Consider the following 15,665-nt stretch of genomic DNA (forward strand, 5'->3'; position numbering starts at 1 on the left):
CCGACCGCCGGGAGTGGAAAAAATTCTCACCGAGCGTACCCTGCCTGATTGCGATACCAATTCGCGCAACTCTTAAATATTCCCAACCCTGGGGTTGCTTGACTCTTCAGGTTCTATTGCCGCTGACGGCAGCCGATCGCTTACACCTAAATGCGGGCTCGCTAAAATTGTAGTGGCGCCGAAAACCGCAATTTAGTTCGCCCGAAGTATGATCCCCTCGATTTGCGAGGTGGGGTGTGCTGTCAGAAATCGAAGTTATTTACTTTCGGAGCCGTATTGACGACGTCCTTGGGGAAGGGCGGGTATCAGCATGGCAGCGCGGTTTTCTTTTGGATATGCGCCAGAAGATCGAGCGTTATGGGACGAGAACGCGCTTCAGCGAAAAGCAGCTTGCAACGGTAAAGCGTCTTGCGGCGATAAAAGGGGACGCGGACTTGCGGCTGGTCGTGAGCAATCGTGTGACTCGAACACCCGCCGCTCTCGATATTGGGGCCTGAGCTATCAGGAGCAGAAGCTCCTCATCATGGCCGCAGTGCTAGTCGTGGTCGCAATAGCGTCGATCAGCCGCCAGATTGCCGATAGCTTCAGTTTCCCGCTTTCGACCCGCACCTCCGAGGCGTCGGAATCCCTGGACTTTTCGGTTACCGATGGCGATACGATCAAGATGATGATGGCACGCGCATCAGGCTCGTCGGCTTTAATACACCTGAGAAGTTCGAACCTCGCTGCGAGCATGAGCGCAAGCTCGGCATCAGTGCAAGCAAACGGCTTGTCGAGATCGTGTGTCGTCGGGAAAGTCGACAGTCACCAGGGTCGCTTGCTCATGCAAACCCGGAACCGCAGGGACTAACATGTGCAACTACGGCCGGAGCTGCGGGATTCTTAAGGTTGATGGTCGGGATGTGGGTCAAACACTAATTTCAGAAGGGCTCGCCGTTCACTTCATATGTGGTCCGACTGGTTGCCCCCCGACTCCTAGACCATGGTGCGGTTGATGACGGGACGCCGAAAAGACTCTCATCCAGTTCCGGTAAAAGGCGGCGGCTTGGTGAACGCAAGAGCCGGTAGCCGCGGACTTCGGGGCGGCGGTTCGCTCCTTGCCTACGTCAGGGCACAAATTGCCTCACGATTGTCCAAACCTCATCTATCGATAGCATAGGTTCGCGGCAGTGTACTCGGGTGGCAATTGGGGCAGACGAGCCTCAGGTCGCAGTGAACGAAAGTCCGGTCCCGGCCTGCCCAGGTGGGGACGATCCTGCCGCGGGTGGCCGGCGGCCTTGCCATTGTCCTGGGCCTATGAAAGAGGAGCCCATTCAGACAGAGGAGCGGATGATGGAAGAGCCAATCCTAATCGATAATCGAGGCGACTTCGGGGTTTGGGCCATAGAGGTGGCCAAGCGGATAGTAGCCGACCAGGGTTTCGAGCTTGCCAGCGCGGCGCGCGACGGCACGGAGGACGATGTCCGTGTGGCCGGCAATGCGCTGGGCCAGGCCATCACCAACGCGATGATGGAGGTCTTCGATGGCTTGATGGACGGCGCCCCCGACGATCAGGCAGGGTCCTGAAGCGGAACGCACCGCCGGGCACAGTCGGTCCCGCGTTCGCTGGTGATGTCTCGCGGAGTGGTGGAATTCATTTCGTCCACGTTTCTTGTGGCCTCGAAGGAGACCGCCCAGGTGAAAAATTTGGCCACCCCGGCCTAAGGAACCCAGGCTGGCCTTCCAATAGTTAGTGCTTCGAGCCCTTTGCGCAGGCAAGCAGATCTCGTTCGGCGCTTAGCTTGCGATAAAGCGCGTTGAGTTCAGCATGCTTCGCCTCCTTGATATTCGGCGATGCCATTTCGGCATCCAGCTTCTTGAAGTGCAGGTCGATTTCTTCTGATCTCACGGCGTTTCCGTCGGACGGCTTGAATTCGATCATGGCTAAACTCCTTGAGAGGGGACTACCAATCGCGCTTTTGGCAGGGATTTTCATATAGGCAGGACGACCGAGTGCAACGGCTGCGTGTCAACGGTAGTAGTAGTTATGCATGGCTCTTGGCCCTACCGGCAGAAGGGCCCGCCGCATCGCTCATCTGCAGCGACGGCAATCATGCAAGCGCGCACGTCGAAGCGCATCTGCATACACAATTCCACACGTTCTTCCTGAGAGATGGCCTCGCTCAGGGGTTAGTGTGCGGTCGGAAGAATGCCACGTGGCAAACCGCGGATGGCGAATTGATGCAGCGAGTTGCGCACGGCAGTTACCTTTTTTTCCGAAGCGCCAAAGCGGTTCTCGAGCTCGCTGCCGAGCTCAACCGGATCCGTCATTCCCTGCTGAAAGAGGTTGATTAACAGCTTCGCAGCAGTTCCCACGGAGGAGCCCGTCAGGACATCGCTGGAATAACCCGCATCGACAAGCACTTTTCGAAGAATGTTGAGATCCGCGGCTGTGAGGATCCGAAGAGAAATGTTGGAAGACATATCTCCCTCCTTTCAGTCGGGGGCTAGGGCATGGTGACCGTGACCCTAAAGCAGCAGCGCCCTGAACATGGCTTGCTGAAGTTCAGACCCTGCGCCTTTTAGGACGGCAAAGCAATGGAGTCGCACGCTCGCGGGCTGCGTGATCTTGCATCGCAAGCGGGCCTGACGTCGAACACTGCTTCGTCAGCTGGAAGTTTGTCGACGATACGATGGGCGGGCGTGCTATGATGCTCAACACCTGTTGTTTCGTTTCGCATGAGCGGATTGTCCGCATCGGTCGACGGCGGCGCGCCGTTGGCCTGCCGTCCTACGCGTCGAGGAAAATGCCTCATGCTGATCCGTTATGGCTATGATATCACCGTCACCTGCGCCCAAGACACGCCGATGCTGACAATGCTGGCGCCGCGGGCCGAACGTGCCGATGACGTGCGGTCTCCGGATGTCGTTGTCACCAGCCCCCAGACGGCAACCACCACCTACTCCGACATGTTTGGCAACATCTGCCGACGGTTCATCGCGCCCGCCGGTGACTTGCAGATCTGGGGTGACGGAACGCTCGAAGACAGCGGCGCCCATGATCCGGCATTTTGGGAAGCCCAGGAAATTCCTGTCGCTCTTTTGCCGGACGACTGCCTGATTTATCTCATCGGTAGTCGATACTGCGAAACCGATCGACTGAGCCAGATCGCGTGGGACAGGTTCGGCCATCTGACGCCGGGATGGGGCAGGGTACAGGCAATTTGCGATTTCGTGCATCAGCATATCACCTTCGGTTACCAGGATGCCCGATCGACGCGCACTGCGCTGGAAGCTTACGAGGAACGCATTGGCGTCTGCCGCGACTACGCGCATCTAGCCATCGCGCTTTGCCGCTGCATGAATATTCCTGCTCGCTATGTCAACGGCCATCTCGGTGACATCGGCGTCCCGATCCTTGATCCGATGGATTTCAGCGCCTGGATTGAAGTCTATCTCAGCGGCCAGTGGACGACGTTCGACCCCCGCAACAACATTCCCCGCATCGGCCGGATTGTTGTGGCTCGTGGTCGGGATGCTGCTGACGTACCGCTAATCGTATCCTTCGGTCCACATCTGCTGACGTCATTTCGCGTCTGGACTTATGACGTGACGGAATAGTCCAGCCGAGCGCTATCTACTGCTCGCCGGTCACAGGCATGATCTGGCCACTGTTGCGAGCAAACGCCACGGCAATAAGACAGGCTTCACCCACCCGTCGGTGGGTGGGAGCAAACGCGATCCAGGATGCTCCGGGAAGAAAGACCTTCGCCCAGGCATGCGTCGATCCGCCGTCATCACAAGAGGGCTGGGGTCATAAATATATCCTGAATTTTTCATCTGGCGGTGAAACAACCTTTCCTGCCGCGGTGTTTTGACTAGATTAGCGAAAAATAACAGATTTTGGTCCCGCGATGCCCGACGACTTCGATTTCCTTGCCCATGAGGGTGACCTCGCTACCCTGATCCGCAACTTCGATTGGGCCAAGACCTCGCTCGGACCGCCCTCCAACTGGCCGCAAGCCGTCAGGGTGACGACGACGACCATCCTCCAGTCACCGGTTCCAATCGTTACCCTGTGGGGCGAAGACGGGATCATGATCTATAATGACGCGTACTCCGTTTTTGCCGGTGGCCGTCATCCTGACTGCTTGGGTCAAAGGTTCGCGAGGGGTGGCCGGAGGTCGCCGAGTTCAACGACAATGTCATGAAAGTATGCCTTGCCGGGAAGACCCTGGCTTACGAGGATCAGGAACTGACCTTGAATCGGAATGGAAAGCCCGAGCAGGTTTTCATGAACCTCGATTATTCCCCTGTCATGGATGAACACGGGACACCTTGCGGGGTCATCGCCATTGTCGTCGAAACGACGGCGAAGGTCGAGGCTGAGCGGTGGCGGCAAGACGAGCAGGAACGTCTGCGTCGAATGTTCGAGCGGGCCCCCGGCTTCGTTGCGATGATGCGGGACCCAAGCACGTCTTTGAACTGACCAATGCTGCCTATCGACAGCTTGTCGGCCACCGCGACGTCGTGGGAATGTCTGTGCGCGAAGCCCTTCCGGACCTGCAAGGTCAGGGATATTTCGAGATCCTCGACAGGGTCTATGCCACAGGCGCCCCCTACGAAGGCCGGGCGCTCCCGGTCGATCTGCAATCTGAAATCACCGCTCCGGTCGAGCGCAAGTATATCGATCTGAACTACCAGCCTGTCCTCGACCCCGATGGCAATGTCGTCGGCATCTTTCCCCAGGGTACCGACGTGACCGACCGGGTGGGCGCCGAAGAGGCGCTCAGAAAAAGCGAGCGGCAAAGCCGCCAGGTCACCGATGGTGCGATCGATTACGCAATCCTTTCATGGGATTTAGACGGTCATATCCTTCGCTGGAACGAGGGCGCTCGCCGAATCTTCGGCTGGACCGAAGAAGAAGCGGTTGGCATCCATTGGGAGATGCTGTTCACGTCCGAGGACCGGGCTGCAAACAAGCCGCGTGAGGCGATGGATGCGGCATTGCGATTGGGAACCGCGCATCATGATCGCTGGCACATTCGAAAGTCCGGCGAGCGGTTCTGGGCGAGCGGCGAAAGTCCGATCCGGAACGAGGATGGTAGCCTGGCCGGGCTGGTGAAAGTTCTGCGCGATCAGACCGAGCAATATCTTGCCCAGCAGGCTTTGCACGATGCCGAGGCAACGCTCCGACGGGCGCAGGAAGCCGGAAGGGTTGGGGTCTTCTCGCTCGATATCGAGACCAATGTCCTGACCCCGACGCCGGAATTCTGAAAAATATATGGCTTGTCCGACACGGACGCAGTTGAGATCTCGGCAATCGAAGCGCTTGTGCTGGATGACGACAAGGAGATTGGCTCCAACAAGAGGACACGCAGCACCGGCCAGTGTCGAACCCGACAGACTACAGCTGGTGGCTAACCGATTATAAGGCCTCGCGGACCTCGTGGAAGAAACACCTCAGCAGAATCCGTTCAGTTTAAGGATCTTATGCGCCTCGATCGATGCGCGAAGCTCGTCTTCGGAGGTTCGGTTTCCCTCGTTAGCGTCAGGATGATGCATCTTGAGTTTTTCCTTGTAGCGGGCTTTGATTTCTTCTGGTGTTGCTTCCTGCGAAAGACCGAGTGTCTCGAAAGCCCTGGCTTCCAGCACTTTGAGCCTTCTCATTTGGAGATTGGCCTTCTGTGCCTGTCGTTGCGCCGCGGTTTTCCGCGCATTTAATGCCTTCGCGGTGCCAGAGCGGACCGTGAATGGCATCGGGATTTCGGTTGGTTCGGTGACGCGTGTCCCCACGGTCGGACGGTCACCCGTCGCCGCTTCCCTTTGGTAACGCGCGACGTCGGCGTTCGATGGCGTTGTCGTGAAACTGTACCCTTTGTTGTATTCCTTCACATGCTCAAGACAGAACAATAGATACAGCCCTTGAGCATAGCTCCCGACAGGAGCGCGGTGCGTGCCCGTTTTCTCACAACCGTCCCATTGGCACTTGGGTGCTGTTGGCTCGCTGGAGGCCAATGGATTTTTGCGAGCGGATCTAAGGCCGACGAATATTTTTGAATCATGCGTCATGACGTCCATATGGACCAAGGGCGCCATCCCGGCAAGAACTACCGCGGAGGCTTAGGATCCCAGAGGTGGCGTTGCCCCTCATCTATTCAAAACGCGGCGCTAGAACTAACGATGCCGTGCTGAAGGCCTGTGGAGCCCTGACAGGGGTACTGATCGGAGCTGTGGTTTTCAACTTGTTTCCTTCGGCTATCACTGACGCGTTTGACCGGGGCGCGCCGGCGTCGGCAGGCTGGAACGAAGCGCCGTTGCGGATTTGCGTGATGAACGGAGCCAAAGCGCTGCAGCGCGACGCGAGGGGTGAGGGGCGAGGGGTGTCCCTGTCGCCCTCTCCTTTTTTTCGAAAACGGCGGTGGCAATTTTCAGCGCGATTGTCCGATCATTTATACGACGGGAGCCAACCGCCAAATAAATAAGACGCGTGGCCTGAACTTTTTTCGCTTTGCAATTACCGCAGCGCGTCTCCGCGAAGTGATCGGCGGCAGGTTGAGTGCTATTGCACTCCCTGCCGCTATTGCTTTCCTATGCCGCGATGCGACGTGCAGCCTTATCGGATGCCTTGCGATCAGCGCCATGCTCGGCAATGATCTTTTGGGCTTCCTCGATTGAGATGCGGTGCTTATTCGCGAGTGTCTTGGCATCGTAGGGGGCGGACGCAAAAGCGTCTTGTGGTCGTGTCATGATTTGCTCCATGGAATAGCGGCAATGAAGTCGGCGTCGCGAAGGCGAGCCTGAACCGTCTTGATTATGTGGTGATCCGATAGCGGCGGTACAACGGCTGCGCTGACCCCTCCTCCAACGAAACTATGGAAGCTCCCGCCAGCTCTGAGGGAACCTGTAATCCGAATGCCCGCGCGCTTTCGCGAGGAGCAACAATCAAGTTCCATAAAAGCGATTGCGCCAGTTCGCCCTTACGCCGGGGTGGTTCAAGCATGAAGTGCGACTTGCGAATGATACCAATGGGTCACTCGCAAGGGAGCCGCAATGGTCGCGGGGTTGCCCGCGAGGGGCGGGAGGACGCAGCTACGTTCAGCTTCAAGCTGCCTTTTTCGCGCGGTTGCTATAGTCGAAAAACTTCGAATGATGGTCAACAGAAAGGCCGCCTCCACGCGAAGGAGGGACGGCCTTGGCGGACCGGAGACCATTAGTGGCCCTGCGTTTGCGTAGATTCAACTGACAGCAGGCGGCTGCTCACGCTGCTCGCCGAAAGGTGACTAACTATGGCCGTCCGAATGTCATTTACCGAGTCGAATATGCGGCCGTCGAGGTCAATTATATTGAAGCGTACAGCGATAAATCGGAGCCGATCGCCCGTTGGTACAGCTATTCCAACCTCTTGACCATTAAAGACAATAGCTTGTTTTTGCATAGCGAATTTCCCTTGGGCCAGCGAGGCTGTTGTGACTACCAAACGCAACTTCGAGATCACGGCCGATCTATCGTAGCGGTAGGGCAACGAGCCTGACTTACCCCTCCAAGGCCAGGCATGCAGCTATATCAAAGTGTAGGTTGCTTCGTCCCACGATACCCCATCAAAACTCCGGATCACGACTAAGCTTGGCGATGGGTTAGAGCAGCGCGGTGAGCCAAGCTGGAAGGGCATTCGACCGGCGGGAGATTAGGCGGTCGATCGAAATCGATCCGGCGCCTGAGCGTGCAAGAACGAACATCCCGCCGGCAATTGCCAGATCTTTCTCGAAGTGCAGCAACTCGTTCTGGCTGGTTAAGCTTGTGTGAAAAAGGAAAGCGGTCGCAACACAGAAGAGCGCAAGTGCCACTGCGCCGAGGCGGGTGAGCAGCCCAGTCGCGAGACATAGCCCGGCGCCGATCTGAAGGGCTATGGTGGCGACCGCGACCGGCGCCGGGATGCCGAGCCTGGCGAAACTCGTCATCGTTCCGGTCAGATCTGACGCAAGGGAAAAGCATGCAGGAAGATCAGGGACAGGAGCAGCCTACCCATGACGAGAAGGACATCGGCTGGGGTCGCCCTTGTTGCGACGGTATCCATCATACTCTCCCTGAGCCAGGAGCCGGCGGTTTTCCCGCCCGCTCCCTCGCTGATACCGAGGTCAATTGCTGCCCTTTGCGGCAATCGCCTTTTGCAGGTCTTCGAGTTCTTCGCAGCCTGCGGGGCAAAGCTGCTTCAGCGAGGCGACCTGTGCCTCGGCCTTGGCCATCTCGCCGGTCTCGACATAGAGTTCGCCGAGATACTCACGCGCCGCCTTGTGGTCCGGCTGAAGTTCCAGCGCCTTGGTATAGTAGGTCAGTGACGTCTTGTAGTCGCCGGTCTTGCGCAGCGTAAAGCCGAGCAGATTGTAGACGCCGGCCTGCTGGTTGTCTTCGGCCAGGCCGCGAAGCTCTGCAAGTGCACTTGTATAGTCCTTGGCTGCGATCTTGGAGCGCACCGAGGTGAGGTCGGGCGCGTCGGTGGATTCCATATTGTCGACGGCATGGGCTGGGTAGGCCGTGACGGCGGAGGCGCCGGCATAAACGGCGCAGAAGCCGATGAAGCTTGAAACCATGTATTTGCTGATCTTGATCATGATCGTCTCCTTGGGCCCTCAGGCCTGGGTTGTGGGAGCGAAGGCATAGGAATTTCCGTCTTTGACGAAGGTGCCGGACCCGGGGAAAGGGAAGTGCGATCCGCAGATCGCAATATCGTCGGCGATAACCCGGTCAATCAGGCGCCGGCGCGTATCGACGGCCATCGGTCCATCCTGATCGTAGCTGCCTTCCCATTCGGGATGAGGGGCGAGCAGCGCCGGCACATACATGATGTCGGCGGAAACAAGCAACTGCTTGCTGCCGGAGGCAACGAGATAGGTCGAATGGCCGGGCGTGTGGCCCGGGGCTTCGAGCAGGTGCATCCCGGGCGCAACTTCGGCGCCATCCTCGACGAGCTTCCAGTTCGTCCATTTCGGGAAGACGTCGGCGATGCGCTTGCCAGCCTGCTTGCGGCCTTCGGCAAGCTTCTCAACGCGGCCGGGCTCCGTCCACCAATGGTATTCCTTGGCATTGACGATGATTTCGGCTTTGGGGAAGACCTGATCGTTGGTCCCCCTTTCCATCAGACCCCATACGTGGTCCGGGTGGAAATGTGAGAGCATGATCGTATCGATCTTCTTGTAGTCGATACCGGCGGCGGCCATGTTGGCCGGAAGGTGGGTGGCGTTTGCCTGCCATTGACCGACGCCGGAGCCGGCATCCATCATGATCAGGCGGTTGCCGAGCTTCAGGACGACGACCGTCAGGGGGATCGGCATGAATTCGGCGGTGAGGCCGGCCTTCGAAAGCGCTTCTTTGGTGTCCTCGATCGAAGCGTTCTTGATCAAGGTCGGGTCGTGAGGTTTCCGCCAGATGCCGTCATAAATCGCCGTGACCTCGACATCGCCGACCTTGTATTTGTAGAAGCCGACAGTCGGCTCCAACGGCGTTGCAGCAAGTGCCGACGTGACGAATTCGAGCTTCGACGACAGGCCGAAAGCCGCAGTGGCGGCAGCCGATCCGAGCACTGCGCGACGTGACATGGTAAACATCAATATGCCTCCTCTTGTTGTTGGCATTTCCGGTGGCGAAAACCGCTGCTATTGAGTTGTCCCCGCTGATGAACCAGATCGAAGTCAGGCGGCGCTTATTCCAAAAATGTCGCTGTATTTCATCAGGGCATTGAAAAAGAAGGTGAATTTCTATGTTTGTCTTCGAATTGGCAGCGTGCGCAAATAAATCGGCGGGGAGCGGGAATAAAATCGTGCGCCCCGTGGTCTAGTTGGAAGGGGCCGTATTGCTTGCATGTGGCTCTCACGCGCAAATTCGGCTGCTGCTGAGGCAGGGAAGATGATGACAGACGCTCAGATCACCTATTTTCCTGGATCAATTGAGGCATTGCTGCGACTGCACTGGCCGCGGCAATACGCGCGACCATCGCCGGTAGCGGCGCTTCTTGGCGCTACGGGGCGGCTCTTTCAGCTGATGGCTCCTGCAAAGGCGCAGCCAGCTTTTGCTGATCCGACGGGCGATGCGGCGGTGCAGCGCCCGTTCATGCAGCGCTTTCAGGACATGATCGTGCCGCATCTGGACGCCGCCTATAATTTTGCCCGGTTCCTCAGCCGAGACGCTGACGCCGCGCAGGATATTGTCCAGGAAGCGTTCCTACGGGCCTATCGCAGTTTCGGGAGCTATCATGGCGGCGATCCGCGCGCTTGGCTCTTTGCCATCGTGCGGAACTGCTGCCATGCCTGGCGCCAGCAGGATCGCCGCAAGTCGAGGTTCGAACAGCCCATGAACGATGAGGGCGGTGCTGACACCGATGAAGCCGGCGAGCGCGAATTTGCCTCGGAGGAGGATACGCCCGAGACTGCGACGATCCGCCGGAGCGAGCAACAGCGCGTGCGTGACGTCATCAGCCGACTTCCGGAGGCGATGCGCGAAATTCTTGTTCTGCGCGAACTCGCGGATCTCTCCTACCGGGAGATCGCCGATATCATCGATGCGCCGATCGGCACAGTCATGTCGCGTCTTGCGCGCGCTCGGCGCGAATTCAGCGAAGCTTGGGGCGCATGCCTCGGAAGCGAGGCGGCACGATGAGCGAGGCGCAATGGAAAGTATGCCCGGAATACCGCGTGATGCTGCATGGTTTTGTCGACGGCGAGCTCGACCCGGCGCATGCATCGCAGTTTCAGGACCATATTACCGCATGCCCAGGCTGCCGGGCGCAGATGGAGGAGGTGCGGGCCGCGAGGAAGATCATGAATCAGGAGGGTGTGAAATGGCGCGCGCCCGTTGCATTGCGATCCGAGATCCTGTCGATGCTGGCCTTCGAGGAAAGGGTGGCCGCAACATTGCCGCCACAGCGCCCGCAGCCGCAGAAACACGCCTGGCGGCGAGCGCTCGACTTTCTCAAGCTGTGGAGTTTCGTGCCATCTGTCGCAGCGCTTGCCGCCAGCCTCTTCCTCTTTGTAACCACCCCCTCCCAGACGTTCGTTCTGCAGGATGAGATCTTGGGGAGCCATATCCGCTCGATGATGGCCAATCACCTTACCGACGTGCTCACCTCCGACCAGCATACGGTCAAGCCATGGTTCAACGGCAAGATCGATTTCTCGCCGCCGGTGGCGGACCTCGTGAAGGATGGTTTCCCGTTGGTTGGTGGGCGAGTCGACTATCTCGGCGGGCGCGCCGTCGCAGCGCTCGTCTATCGCCGCAACGGTCATGTCATCAACCTCTTTATCTGGCCTGGAAACTCGCAGGAGCAGACAGCGGCAGTGCATGAAGGTTACAATATGGAGCAGTGGTCCGATAGCGGGCTGGACTTCTGGGCGATCTCGGACGTCGCGCCTGGCGAGCTTGTTAGGTTTAGGGAAGTCTTTCGCGGCGCAACTAAGGGCTGATTTGCCTGCTCTGCGGGCCGCTTTGACTTTGCCTTTCGTCCACTGCGACGGAACCACAGTTCGGACGGTGACCAGCCATCGGAACATGCCGCGTTACTCCTGATTTGAACGCATGCTACATATGGTCAGCGACTCTAAGCGAGGTGCTTCCAATTGCAGTGCAGAGGTCAGGGCATGACACGACAGTTCGAAATGTTTTCTGCTGAGGAAGGCGCGGTGGCGCCAAGAGCCCGCCGCGAGCCACCAGCGAAGAGGTTGCAGCCGGGCGGAATGACCGAGGACGGCATGGTCGAGCAGCTGATCAACACAGGCCGCTACCGGATCCTCAGGAAGCTGGAACCACGTGGTGTCGCCTCGACAATCCGCTCCGAGTTTCCTTTGAGGGGCGTCATCCTGGACACGGAAACCACCGGCCTCAATCATCGCAAGGACGAGATCATCGAAATCGGCGCCATCGCATTTACCTTCGACGCGGCCGGAACCATTGGCGACCTTATCGGGGTCTATGGTGGCCTCCAGCAGCCGACCGTATACATCCCGGCTGAAATCACCAAACTCACTGGCATCACCGACGCGATGGTGGATGGAAAGACGATCGATATGGCGGCACTCAAAGCACTGGTTGATCCCGCGGACCTTATCATCGCCCACAATGCCGGGTTCGATCGACCCTTCTGCGAGGCGTTCTCGCCAATCTTTCTCGGTAAGGCGTGGGCGTGCTCGAATGCGGAGGTCGATTGGTCGGCGCGTGGGTACGAGGGTACGAAGCTCGGATATCTGACCGGACAGGCGGGTTACTTCCACGATGGCCACCGTGCGATCGACGATTGCTATGCACTACTGGAGGTCTTGGCCCGTGAAACCGCCAATGTACCACGCACTGCGTTCGCGGAAATCTATGAGGCCAGCCAGCGCGCCCGGGTTCGCGTCTTTGCCGAGAACAGCCCCTTTGACATGAAAGACCATCTTAAATCCCGCGGTTATCGGTGGTCGGATGGTAGCGATGGTCGCCCGAAATGCTGGTGGATCGAAGTCGATGACGCCTCGCTCGATGACGAATTGCATTATTTGAGGACGGAAGTCTATCGTTGGCCTGACGCCGATCCACCCGTCAAGCGACTGACCGCCTTCGATCGGTTCAAGGCCTGATGCAAACGCCAGATCGCGCCCGTTTTATGGGGACTATTGGGTCCTCGATCATGCCGTGGACTATACCTGGTCGATCGTCGGAGAACCATCCGGCCGCTATCTTTGGATCCTGACGCGCCAGCCAAGCCTTCCGACTCGACCGGTCGCCTGCTAACCCGGCGCGCTCAGTCCCTCGGTTATGACGTAAGGCTGCTGCGATGGACCACGCACTAGCGCTGCGAAGGCGCCTTCGCCGATGACGGAACATGCACGTGGCGAGGTCTCGTGAGACTAGGCCAACAGCATTGGAGCTCAGTACGCTGCGCGATCAATGGCCAAGCCCTCGCCCGCAGGAAAACAGTGCGCAAACCGAACTGGTTGGGGACAGAAGCCTGCCTTTTAGGGACATCGGTAGAGGTAGTTGGCTCCCGCTGCTCAGCTGTTCTGCAGTGACGGAATATTCGTCAGGGAGCCTTGGACAGCCCAGCAACGTCCTGTCGTTGAAGCTCAAACTCGAGTTTCCGTCGGAGCGTTCCGTAGGATCCGCGTCTCTGCTCCCGAGCAGACGATGAACACGCGTGTCGCTCTGTTCGGGTTGTCGCGCAAATCGCGCCCTAAAGCCGCACACGGCAGGTGGCAGTCGTGCTCAATGACGTGCGTGTACATCCATATCGGGGGCGACCCATCGATTGAAGGCGTCCTTCAGCTTTGCCTTCGCCCCTTCGAGGGCCTCGTCGCCGTACAGGCACAGGAAGCTCTGCTCATAAAAGCCATTCGCTGCCAATTTCTCATGGGTTTCTCTGGGAAGGGCATTCGGCGATAGTCGACCGATCTCCTGGAAGTTATCCGTGCCGACCTGTTCCATGAGATGCAGGCTCGCCAATTTCTCATGGGTTTCTCTGGGAAGGGCATTCGGCGATAGTCGACCGATCTCCTGGAAGTTATCCGTGCCGACCTGTTCCATGAGATGCAGGCTGTGTCTTCCYTCGACAATCACACTYACAATCACCGTCTCTCGCTCGGCGCGCGGATGGTCGGACGGCAAAATACGGCATTCGACTGACAGTTCGTCGGGCATACCATGATGCATGCCTTTGTCGGCYTGGGGAAAGAGGGAATAGCTTATCAGCTTTCCGGTAAAGGAAGCCTGTTTGAACGAATGCTGCGGTTGGCGCACCGGGTGCTCGCAGAGTAGTGCATTGAGGCGAGCAAGCACAGCTTCGGCAGAGCTGACCAGTGCCTGGCTTCCAAGCACAGTCAAACGGAGCTGCCCGTCTTTGGCACGAGGTACACTGAAGATAAAATTTGGACTGTTGAAATTCCTTTGCACGATTTTGAACGCAATTTGGGAATCAACGAGGTCGAAGAAGAGACTNTTTGGCACGAGGTACACTGAAGATAAAATTTGGACTGTTGAAATTCCTTTGCACGATTTTGAACGCAATTTGGGAATCAACGAGGTCGAAGAAGAGACTAGAAGGCATCATGGCTTTTCTCCTGATGGCTTTGGACTCAACACATGGGAGGTTTCGCAGCACAGGGGGATCGCAGGACGGAGAGTGCGCGATCCGAATCGCTATGATTAAAGGGTCGCGCCAACGACCCGAGATGTCAATTTTTACGGAAGGAAGCGCTATGGGTGAGTTGATCACTACGGTACAGGTTGTCGCGCCGACGAGGCGTTCAAAAATACCTTCCACGAGAGTGACGGGAAACCTGATCTCCCAATCTTCCGCGCGGTTTGCGTGTGCAGCAGGCCTGCGCGTAACGCTTCTATTCGAGTCTGATTGAATGTGAGCGCGCCTTTGGAAGCCAATGCCATCGGTCATAGGATCGCCTCAAGAATTCCAAGATGACAAGGGTGATTACCTCTCGCTAGCGAACACGACCGATGAGATGTTAACCGACCACTCAAAGTCCTTGGGAGAAGGCTTGCCCGGCAAGGTTTCCAGGCCTCTATATGCATTGAGCGTCCAACATGTGCCATATATCCCGTGCGGTTCAATGATCTTGTAGCTACTGAAATAGTCGGAGTACTCCTCGATACTGAAGCCGGGGCGCTTCGCGATCAATCGGAAGCGCACCACATTTACCTGCCGATCGGAGCCGTTGGAAAGTTGAACGAAAACTGCCTTGGCGGGGTCGGCGCATCCCTGGCCGCCGGTACTCGTGCCAACGACGAGCGTCGCGGAGCTGTTGCGGTCGGACTGCTGGAAATACACATAGGCGGCAACGCCACATCCGAACAAAACGGCTACTGCCGATGCAATCAATGTCGGACGTGGAAACTGGAAGAAACACACCAAAATTGCCAGAATCGCGAGTATCAGAAAAATCATCGGGGCCTGCTCCATTCTATTGATGAGCTAAAGCAGGCGTCAGCTGCGGGCAAGGACGGTTCCAGAGCGATCTTATTTGGCAACCTCGATTCGAGCGAGGTTCATGTGCCATGCTGCTGAATGCCACTNGCGGCTTCGAAGACTCCAAAACGGCAGTCTTACATGCCCTGCGAACCCATTCTATTGATGAGCTAAAGCAGGCGTCAGCTGCGGGCAAGGACGGTTCCAGAGCGATCTTATTTGGCAACCTCGATTCGAGCGAGGTTCATGTGCCATGCTGCTGAATGCCACTGGTGGCATCGTGAGATCTGACGAGTCGCGGCCCAACGTGGCCCTCAACGACGAAACCGCAGATTCGGTGTCCGGGTTCCAGCGGTCAATGTCGTGTCGCGCTTGCTCCTGGCGGGAAGCGGCCAAAGCGGTGGTCGGTCCTTGCAGTCGTTTACGAGGTAGTGATTGAAGTGGGACCGCGGAATTACAGTAATCCTCAATGAGACCTCGGGCCTTCAGGTCACGGCCATTCATAAGATCGACCGCGTGAGGCATGACCTCACACGGGGGCTCGGCTCACAGACGAACCCAAGGAAGGAGAAGGCGATGCTGTTGTGCCGCCGCCGTCTCGTAGTCCCAGCGCAGTGTGGATCTGACTGACGACCGCCGCGCCTTCGCCTACTGCGGCCGCCACGCGCTTGGTAGAACCGGCTCTCACGTCTCCGATAGCGAAGATATTCGGTATGCTGGTTTCCAGCGGGAGAGAGGCGCG

At 57.9% G+C, this 15,665-nt stretch carries 15 protein-coding genes and 2 pseudogenes; 7 read left to right on the forward strand and 10 right to left on the reverse strand.

The features are described from left to right. Positions 1-236 precede the first annotated feature (236 nt). Positions 237-497: a hypothetical protein gene (locus ASC90_RS04975; RefSeq protein WP_056536251.1), complete on the forward strand. Its 261-nt coding sequence runs from the start codon at positions 237-239 to the stop codon at positions 495-497. 835 nt (positions 498-1,332) lie between these two features. Continuing rightward, a complete protein-coding gene (locus ASC90_RS04985; RefSeq protein WP_056536586.1) occupies positions 1,333-1,566 on the forward strand; it encodes a hypothetical protein in 234 nt (77 codons plus the stop codon). Between the two features lie 163 nt (positions 1,567-1,729). Here the strand turns inward: ASC90_RS04985 and ASC90_RS04990 are convergent, their stop codons facing one another. Together ASC90_RS04990 and ASC90_RS04995 are read right to left on the reverse strand one after the other, a co-directional pair. Then, positions 1,730-1,921, reverse strand: a complete 192-nt coding sequence (locus ASC90_RS04990) for a hypothetical protein (protein ID WP_056536257.1) — start codon at positions 1,919-1,921, stop codon at positions 1,730-1,732. 248 nt (positions 1,922-2,169) lie between these two features. Further along, positions 2,170-2,463 (reverse strand): hypothetical protein, encoded by a 294-nt coding sequence (locus ASC90_RS04995; RefSeq protein ID WP_056536260.1) that lies wholly within the window; start codon positions 2,461-2,463, stop codon positions 2,170-2,172. 330 nt (positions 2,464-2,793) lie between these two features. Between ASC90_RS04995 and ASC90_RS05000 the strand changes: the two genes are divergently transcribed. Next, positions 2,794-3,600: a transglutaminase family protein gene (locus tag ASC90_RS05000; protein ID WP_056536263.1), complete on the forward strand. Its 807-nt coding sequence runs from the start codon at positions 2,794-2,796 to the stop codon at positions 3,598-3,600. A gap of 293 nt (positions 3,601-3,893) precedes the next feature. Then, positions 3,894-5,367, forward strand: a pseudogene (locus tag ASC90_RS29620) (PAS domain S-box protein); the annotation flags it as partial. A gap of 75 nt (positions 5,368-5,442) precedes the next feature. Here ASC90_RS29620 and ASC90_RS05010 read toward each other — a convergent pair. From ASC90_RS05010 to ASC90_RS05030, 6 genes and pseudogenes are all read right to left on the reverse strand, one after another. Beyond that, entirely contained in the window at positions 5,443-6,051 is a 609-nt protein-coding gene (locus ASC90_RS05010; RefSeq protein ID WP_056536589.1) for a J domain-containing protein, read from the reverse strand. Positions 6,052-6,570: 519 nt separating this feature from the next. After that, on the reverse strand, positions 6,571-6,729 hold the full coding sequence (locus ASC90_RS29205) for a hypothetical protein (RefSeq protein WP_200950842.1): 159 nt from the start codon (positions 6,727-6,729) through the stop codon (positions 6,571-6,573). Positions 6,730-7,192: 463 nt separating this feature from the next. Continuing rightward, on the reverse strand, positions 7,193-7,417 hold the full coding sequence (locus ASC90_RS29625) for a hypothetical protein (RefSeq protein ID WP_056536266.1): 225 nt from the start codon (positions 7,415-7,417) through the stop codon (positions 7,193-7,195). A 199-nt stretch (positions 7,418-7,616) separates the two neighbouring features. Beyond that, positions 7,617-8,059, reverse strand: a pseudogene (locus ASC90_RS05020) (DoxX family protein). A gap of 58 nt (positions 8,060-8,117) precedes the next feature. Then, on the reverse strand, positions 8,118-8,591 hold the full coding sequence (locus ASC90_RS05025; protein ID WP_244480302.1) for a tetratricopeptide repeat protein: 474 nt from the start codon (positions 8,589-8,591) through the stop codon (positions 8,118-8,120). 18 nt (positions 8,592-8,609) lie between these two features. Continuing rightward, positions 8,610-9,584 carry an MBL fold metallo-hydrolase gene (locus ASC90_RS05030; protein WP_056536269.1) on the reverse strand — a complete coding sequence of 325 codons (975 nt, stop codon included), beginning with the start codon at positions 9,582-9,584 and terminating at the stop codon, positions 8,610-8,612. Positions 9,585-9,882: 298 nt separating this feature from the next. Here ASC90_RS05030 and ASC90_RS05035 point away from each other — a divergent pair, with 298 nt between their 5' ends. From ASC90_RS05035 to ASC90_RS05045, 3 genes are all read left to right on the forward strand, one after another. Continuing rightward, positions 9,883-10,632 (forward strand): sigma-70 family RNA polymerase sigma factor, encoded by a 750-nt coding sequence (locus ASC90_RS05035; RefSeq protein WP_056536595.1) that lies wholly within the window; start codon positions 9,883-9,885, stop codon positions 10,630-10,632. Then, positions 10,629-11,435 carry an anti-sigma factor gene (locus ASC90_RS05040; RefSeq protein ID WP_056536273.1) on the forward strand — a complete coding sequence of 269 codons (807 nt, stop codon included), beginning with the start codon at positions 10,629-10,631 and terminating at the stop codon, positions 11,433-11,435. The genes ASC90_RS05035 and ASC90_RS05040 overlap by 4 nt, the downstream gene beginning before the upstream one ends. A gap of 174 nt (positions 11,436-11,609) precedes the next feature. Beyond that, the gene (locus ASC90_RS05045; RefSeq protein ID WP_056536275.1) at positions 11,610-12,584 is read left to right on the forward strand and encodes a 3'-5' exonuclease; all 975 of its coding nucleotides are present in this window, start codon (positions 11,610-11,612) and stop codon (positions 12,582-12,584) included. Between the two features lie 625 nt (positions 12,585-13,209). On the opposite strand, the gene ASC90_RS05050 is transcribed toward ASC90_RS05045, so the two are convergent. Next, positions 13,210-13,938 (reverse strand): hypothetical protein (locus ASC90_RS05050; RefSeq protein ID WP_244480303.1); only part of this gene is annotated, 729 nt, incomplete at its 5' end. A gap of 490 nt (positions 13,939-14,428) precedes the next feature. Continuing rightward, the gene (locus tag ASC90_RS05055) at positions 14,429-14,917 is read right to left on the reverse strand and encodes a hypothetical protein (RefSeq protein WP_244480304.1); all 489 of its coding nucleotides are present in this window, start codon (positions 14,915-14,917) and stop codon (positions 14,429-14,431) included. Positions 14,918-15,665 lie beyond the last annotated feature (748 nt).

The sequence above is a fragment of the Rhizobium sp. Root1220 genome (genome assembly GCF_001426265.1).
Lineage (GTDB): Bacteria > Pseudomonadota > Alphaproteobacteria > Rhizobiales > Rhizobiaceae > Rhizobium.

Bases quoted from the DNA above. Each gene is read 5' to 3' on its own strand.
- ASC90_RS04985 (WP_056536586.1), top strand. From the start codon at position 1,333: ATGGAAGAGCCAATCCTAATCGATAATCGAGGCGACTTCGGGGTTTGG.
- ASC90_RS04990 (WP_056536257.1), bottom strand. From the start codon at position 1,921: ATGATCGAATTCAAGCCGTCCGACGGAAACGCCGTGAGATCAGAAGAA.
- ASC90_RS04995 (WP_056536260.1), bottom strand. From the start codon at position 2,463: ATGTCTTCCAACATTTCTCTTCGGATCCTCACAGCCGCGGATCTCAAC.
- ASC90_RS05000 (WP_056536263.1), top strand. From the start codon at position 2,794: ATGCTGATCCGTTATGGCTATGATATCACCGTCACCTGCGCCCAAGAC.
- ASC90_RS05010 (WP_056536589.1), bottom strand. From the start codon at position 6,051: ATGACGCATGATTCAAAAATATTCGTCGGCCTTAGATCCGCTCGCAAA.
- ASC90_RS29205 (WP_200950842.1), bottom strand. From the start codon at position 6,729: ATGACACGACCACAAGACGCTTTTGCGTCCGCCCCCTACGATGCCAAG.
- ASC90_RS29625 (WP_056536266.1), bottom strand. From the start codon at position 7,417: ATGCAAAAACAAGCTATTGTCTTTAATGGTCAAGAGGTTGGAATAGCT.
- ASC90_RS05025 (WP_244480302.1), bottom strand. From the start codon at position 8,591: ATGATCAAGATCAGCAAATACATGGTTTCAAGCTTCATCGGCTTCTGC.
- ASC90_RS05030 (WP_056536269.1), bottom strand. From the start codon at position 9,584: ATGTTTACCATGTCACGTCGCGCAGTGCTCGGATCGGCTGCCGCCACT.
- ASC90_RS05035 (WP_056536595.1), top strand. From the start codon at position 9,883: ATGATGACAGACGCTCAGATCACCTATTTTCCTGGATCAATTGAGGCA.
- ASC90_RS05040 (WP_056536273.1), top strand. From the start codon at position 10,629: ATGAGCGAGGCGCAATGGAAAGTATGCCCGGAATACCGCGTGATGCTG.
- ASC90_RS05045 (WP_056536275.1), top strand. From the start codon at position 11,610: ATGACACGACAGTTCGAAATGTTTTCTGCTGAGGAAGGCGCGGTGGCG.
- ASC90_RS05055 (WP_244480304.1), bottom strand. From the start codon at position 14,917: ATGGAGCAGGCCCCGATGATTTTTCTGATACTCGCGATTCTGGCAATT.